At 49.8% G+C, this 5,477-nt stretch carries 6 protein-coding genes and 2 pseudogenes; 6 read left to right on the top strand and 2 right to left on the bottom strand.

The annotated features are described in order from the left end of the window. Window positions 1–190: pseudogene (locus tag AACY18_RS27650) on the bottom strand (IS4 family transposase); the annotation flags it as partial. Between the two features lie 255 nt (window positions 191–445). On the opposite strand from AACY18_RS27650, the gene AACY18_RS27645 reads away from it, so the two are divergent. Genes AACY18_RS27645 through AACY18_RS27635 form a run of 3 tightly spaced genes read left to right on the top strand, consistent with a single transcriptional unit; the run spans window position 446 to window position 1,581 of the window. Beyond that, window positions 446–817 (top strand): hypothetical protein, encoded by a 372-nt coding sequence (locus AACY18_RS27645; RefSeq protein ID WP_339466814.1) that lies wholly within the window; start codon window positions 446–448, stop codon window positions 815–817. Further along, window positions 814–1,320, top strand: a complete 507-nt coding sequence (locus tag AACY18_RS27640) for a hypothetical protein (RefSeq protein WP_339466813.1) — start codon at window positions 814–816, stop codon at window positions 1,318–1,320. Before AACY18_RS27645 ends, AACY18_RS27640 begins: the two co-directional genes overlap by 4 nt. Before the next feature lie 3 nt (window positions 1,321–1,323). Next, window positions 1,324–1,581 (top strand): hypothetical protein, encoded by a 258-nt coding sequence (locus AACY18_RS27635; RefSeq protein WP_339466812.1) that lies wholly within the window; start codon window positions 1,324–1,326, stop codon window positions 1,579–1,581. Window positions 1,582–2,038: 457 nt separating this feature from the next. Here the strand turns inward: AACY18_RS27635 and AACY18_RS27630 are convergent, their stop codons facing one another. Further along, complete coding sequence (locus AACY18_RS27630; protein ID WP_339466810.1) at window positions 2,039–2,425, bottom strand: DUF6124 family protein; 387 nt, start codon at window positions 2,423–2,425, stop codon at window positions 2,039–2,041. A gap of 500 nt (window positions 2,426–2,925) precedes the next feature. Between AACY18_RS27630 and AACY18_RS27625 the strand changes: the two genes are divergently transcribed. The 3 genes and pseudogenes from AACY18_RS27625 to AACY18_RS27615 all read left to right on the top strand — a co-directional run. Continuing rightward, window positions 2,926–3,675, top strand: coding sequence for a lysozyme inhibitor LprI family protein (locus tag AACY18_RS27625; RefSeq protein ID WP_339466809.1), 750 nt, complete (start codon window positions 2,926–2,928; stop codon window positions 3,673–3,675). Between the two features lie 169 nt (window positions 3,676–3,844). Then, window positions 3,845–4,306 (top strand): XAC2610-related protein, encoded by a 462-nt coding sequence (locus AACY18_RS27620; protein WP_339466806.1) that lies wholly within the window; start codon window positions 3,845–3,847, stop codon window positions 4,304–4,306. A gap of 20 nt (window positions 4,307–4,326) precedes the next feature. After that, window positions 4,327–5,346 (top strand): annotated as a pseudogene (locus AACY18_RS27615) (lysozyme inhibitor LprI family protein); the annotation flags it as partial. Window positions 5,347–5,477: the final 131 nt, after the last annotated feature.

The following is a 5,477-nucleotide window of genomic DNA, read 5'->3' as shown; positions in this document are numbered from 1 at the left end:
ACCGATCCACACGCTTGATCGAATGCTTGGGATAAGCACGCCCCGTCATGAAGCGACCAAGAGCGGTCAGTGTCAGTCGACGTCCTTGCAGTAACGAACTGACACAACTCATCAGTGATGTCAGGCGTCGAGAATGGATAGAGGGCAGTGCTTGAGCGAGCGCTCTGTGCAAAAATCGGATGGCTTGCATGGGTTCGGTTTCTTGTATTTGTGTGGTGCAAACTAAGTTGCCGACTCATGCAGGCCTCTTCAATATTCCAACTTCTTGATTTTCTGTAAGAAAAATCGGGGATCCCTCAGGGTCTGTCCCATTTTCTCTGGTGATTGGTATGGGCGGGGTATTATTCAGATAACTCATAAGGATGCTTATATAAAGTACTTCAAGCATAGAGGGCGGCAGACTAATAATGAAGCTCAGAATGTAGTTTGGAGAGATAAAGTTGGAGTGGAGTCGTATGATAGAGCCGAAAGTGCGGGATTTTGGTGGGCGGATAACGGTGCTAATAGAACAAGTGACCCAGTTGCCGATAATAAGAAATTGCAGCTTGATGTGTGCAGCGATTATGATTGGAAAGCAAAAAAATGTAATAGCGCACTAAGTACTGAAACGCGGTTTAGCAATCCGACACTAGACCGAGTTGGGCTACATATCAATGCTGGAAGTCCTACATCGACAAAAAAAATGAACGGACTTCCCGCGCGCAGAGACGTTTTTACTAATGTTCAAGCTGTAGTTATGAATCTATTATATGAAAACGCTGATGCTGGAGAAGAGTTGTTGCCAATGCCATCATTTGTAAAAAGGCAGAAAAAATGAATAAATTTATTTTTTTGTATCTGTTAAGTTCGTTTTTGTTTGTGCATGCTAGTGATAGAGTAGTTGTGCAAAGTAAAGGTTGTGTCATGGAGGTAAATGAATCTCCTGGTGTTTTGTTTTTCAAGACTGATGATGATATTTCATTTGTTAAGTACAAATATAAAGATGGTAGAACAGAAAATGTACAGATGAACTGCGTAGCGATGAGTTTTCCAGACGCGGTAGCTAGCGGCTTTGTGCAGGAGGCCGACGGATTGAAGATTGGTACGGGAATGCAGCCGCTGTCAAAGGCTAGTCCTGTTTCTGGGGTTAATTGGTCCGGCTGGGAAGGAATATATTATTCTAACTCATACTGCTTTACTGCCGTATTGGAGGCTGGCACTGATCATGTTTTTATGATAGAGGCCTGTGGCGACGAAGAAGATGTTAAAACTACCAGAAAGCGTATGCTGTCGTTACTTAAAGGCTCAAAAACTTATCATGTTGAATATGAAGGTGGATAGGTAATGAGTGACACAGGGGCAGACTACGTTTTAGTGTTGGAAAGTGCATCGTTGTCTATCCCTATTTTTGTTTTTGGATTATTTTTAATGTCGGTTTTTTCGGTGGCTCAGTCACAGCCTTCAAATATATGTGGAGTTTCAATCCCAGATATCCCAGGTTTTAAATTGAACGTAAAACTTGAAGATGGTATTTGCTACGGAGAACTGGTCTCGAACGTAAGTTCAAGGCCAGATATTTTGACAGAAGAGAATATTTTTTAATTGAGCCTGTTGAGTTCGAAAAAAGCTTAGCTGCATCTGGCCGCTTTGATAGCAATGGTAAATATAAATACAGCTACGCTGCTGATGAAGTTTTGCAACAAGGGTCAGAAACGGGAGAGGTGGATCTTGCTCATTCGTCAGCGTCGGGCTCCGCCGCAGTCAGAGTATTAATGTCCCCTTTTATGCTTTGGGACTCTGAAAAAGACATAGCTGCAGCTGAGAGTAAGTACTCGGTGAGAAAAAAGGGGCTGTGGTTCGACTGTTTCTATGGGTTAAAAGGCGTGAAAGATGCAACTGTAAAGTTTTCTGCATGTGCGCCTAGGTCGAACCTGAAAAGTGATCCTAAGTTATCTGATATTAGATCTTCATTTGAGGCTATGACACCGAGCAAAAATTAGTAGATACAGGGGGGGGTAGGGGGACGGGCTGTCAACTTAATCCGTCCCCCTCGTTCCGTTTACGTTTTCGCTTCCTGCCTCGCCGCTATCAACTCTTCCAGATGATCCAACGCACGTTCCACAATGAGCTGCGCACCATCGGCAATTCGACTCAGTGCCAATGCCACCGAGCGGTTTGAGCCTTCGACATCGTCGGCTAATTTGGCAGCGATGGCGCTGATGGACAGCATGTCTTCGGAGGCGTTGGCCAGGAGGGCTTCCAAGTCGATGTCATTGGCGACGGTGAAGAGTCTGCCTTTGCGGCGTTTGGACTGTTTGTCGTTGGTAGGCGGGAAGTAGTGGGCGAAGGCGCGGTCGGCGGCTTCTTTGTCGAGCGTCGCAGTGTCGAGGGATTCTTCGGCGGGGGCACCAGTGTTGTCTGGCGGGTTGGGCGTCACTTTGAACATGGATGTATCTCCGTCTGTTTAGGAGGAGCCACCACCGTTCGCTTGCACGCAAATTAAGGTGGCAGCTGTGCGCAGGTGTGCAAGACCGGGCAGACGGACCCGGCAGATCGCTCTCGAAAGAAGGATCTCCCACGCACAGCCGCCATACAGTCGGTACCGCGAGCAGGGATATGCCTGATCAGCGACCAATGACGTTGCGCGTCGTCTTTTACCCGGACTTGCACGTCCGTGTCACCGTTTTTTGCGGTGACAAATCAAGGTTAGCGGCGAACGGAGAGGTCGGATAGTTCATGGATGGCTCGGCGTCTTGCGGGAAATGTCCGACGAACATGACATCCGTTTAGCAGAAGATCGAAAGGTTGTAAGTTCTGTTTAAGTGTTTGCGTCAGAAAGTAGAAAGGTCTTACAGCAGGACACCTGTATCTGATTCTGAGGTTGAGTGGGTCAAATTCAGATCGGATGAAGTGCAGACTTTTATAGTTTTTCAAGGAAACCAGGGAATGAAGATTTTCAGATTCGGCGTCGTTTATTTACTGTCCTTGCTATCGTCCCTCGCCCATGCGGAAGGCACGATGATCGCAACGGTGCTTCAGGCGGATTTTTCCAAAGATCCGGAAATACGACTGCTCGTGAGGGTTGTAGACGTAGGATGGGGGCCGGATGCTCCGTCCATGGCCCTTCTTAAAGATTGTCTGGCGAGGGTGAAATCGTCTGACCGTCCCGGCCCGGATCCTTGCTTTTCGATTGAAATAACTGAGAGCAAAAAGCAACGCGCCATTGTTCGGCAAACGCTGCTGAATGATCCTCAGCGCTCAAGTGACCCGATCTATCTGGAAATTGTTTACCAATCGGAAGTCAGCGAGAGCGATCCGACCAATCACTATGGGCGGTCTGCCCGGCTGAAAATTGAAGAGAACGGTTTCTACAATTGGAACAACGAAACCAAGCAGGCATTGGCGGACGTTGTGTGGCCAACTTTGCCGAGTGGGACGCTTGATCTGGTCGTAACTGATGCTGATGCACTGCTTAACCTCGTTTACCGGGAGCGCATGGAGCGGTTGGACGAAAATGCACAGAAAGGGCTGAGAGAAACCCAAAGAGCCTGGATGAAGTTTCGAGATGCGGAGTGTCTGCCTGAGGCGAAATCGTATAAATCGGTGTTTGGGGAATGGTCGAACTCCTGCTTGATCCGCGCGACGATAGAGCGAGCGCGTCAATTGGCTATGGCTCCGGAAAAGACCAAGCAGTGAAATAAAGCGTTCGAAGGTCACGGGCACTTATGAGTTGATAACTCAAGGCTCACAGATCGTCTCGATGTCTTACACAAAGCAGTCCAACGGCAAGGTGTACAGCTTCGGATTCAATACCAGCATCGACTCCTCCCTGGAGTCCGGATGCAAATGGGAGTAGGGCGAGTACATGCAACTCAAAACTTTGGCGTTATCAATGCTCGGCCTGATGTGGACGATCCCGGCGTTAGCCGAAACCACTACATTCAGCCCAACCAAAGGCGTCGACGCGACGCTGGTTCTCGAAGGCTCCAAGCTGAACATCGCCGTTAAAAGCGAAACGCACAGCGAGTCGCGAACAATCGATTCTGAAGCCGAAAACGAACTCCACATGCAGTTCGACGATTTCAATTTCGACGGCGCCCGGGATTTCGCGGTCTGGCAGCTTGATGACGGTATGGGTACTTACGATTACTACCGAGTGTTCGTTTATCAAGCGAAAACCGGCACGTTCGAAGAGTTGCAGCCGGACTGCGGCGATGGCTTCGTTAACCTGCGCGTCGATAAAAAACGTAAAGCGTTGCTCAGCACTTACTGGGAAATGAACATCCCCAAGCAATGCATCACCCGATTCACCAAACGCAAAACCTGAATGACTCAAGGATGAACACAGTGAACCGTTTTGTTTTAACCCTGCTGGCCGTATTGCTGCCGGCTTCAGCTGCCTATGCGCAGGACGACTGCAGCAATGTCACCTCAAGTCTGGAAATGGTGCCCTGCTCGGAGGCGGCGAAGAAGGCTGCCGATGCGCAGTTGAATGTCAGCTACAAGCAGCTGATGACGCGACTTGAGTCTGACTATCGAGCAGATCCGGCATTGGGCGCGGAGTACGCCGCGAAGGTCAAAGAGTCGCAACGTGCGTGGTTGAAGTTGCGCGATGCGAACTGCCCTTTGGAGGCATTCGAAATCGAGACGGGGATGCCGGCGCATGTGTTCGCCGTTAACTCGTGCATCGCGAGAATGAGTCGTGAGCGCTCGGCGTATCTGGACAAGATTGTCCCTGCTCTTGCATCCGACAAGAACGCTTCGACGGCGCCTGCCAGCGGCGCTTGTCCAGCGGAGGAGTTCCCTGCTTTCCTCACAGCGTTTTCTGCCAACAGCGAATCACAGAGCCGTCTCACGGCGATGACGGTCAAGTCGCTGGTGTTGAAACCGGTGGCGGGAAAGGATCGAAGTACCTTTGAGCCTTCAACCTCGGGTGTCAGCGGAGCTACTTTCGCCTATCCGCTGATGGCTGCAATCACGCCCGGCAAGACACCTGGAGTCGAGATCGAAGAGGTCGACGACAGTCACGTCAACGTTGTGGATAAAAGGGCAGGCAACAGCAATGTGAAAATCTTCAACTTCTCTCGTCAGGCGTGCTGGGTGCTTGAGGGGATTGAGGATTGGTCGATCAGTGAGAAGGATCTTGTCGCAACAGAGAACCCGGGAATGAGCCGCGCCGAGAACTTTTGTTATCAGCGTGCCGAAGCGTTGGGTGGGCTGGGGTTTCTTGAGCAATACCCGCTGACCGTGGAGTTGATTGAAGCGTCCTTGGAAAATTTCGTGTGTGCAGCAGAGTCGGGTGACGCACAGGCGAGCCTGTCGGCGGCAAGCCTAAGCCTTTCGCAAATGGCGTCTCAGTTGGAAACCCCTATGCAGTGGTCTAATTTCCCCGGACACCCCGATAGGTGGAAAATACACCTATTGAGGAGCTCTCCATGACCGACAAACGCAAAGTATTCGACGACAGCTTCAAGCTGGAAGTTGTAAAGATGATTAAG

The organism is Pseudomonas sp. EA_65y_Pfl2_P74, from assembly GCF_963970575.1.
Classification (GTDB): domain Bacteria; phylum Pseudomonadota; class Gammaproteobacteria; order Pseudomonadales; family Pseudomonadaceae; genus Aquipseudomonas; species Aquipseudomonas baetica_A.
The sequence above is the reverse complement of the archived record's forward strand: the minus strand, read 5'-3'. Positions and strand labels throughout refer to the sequence as shown.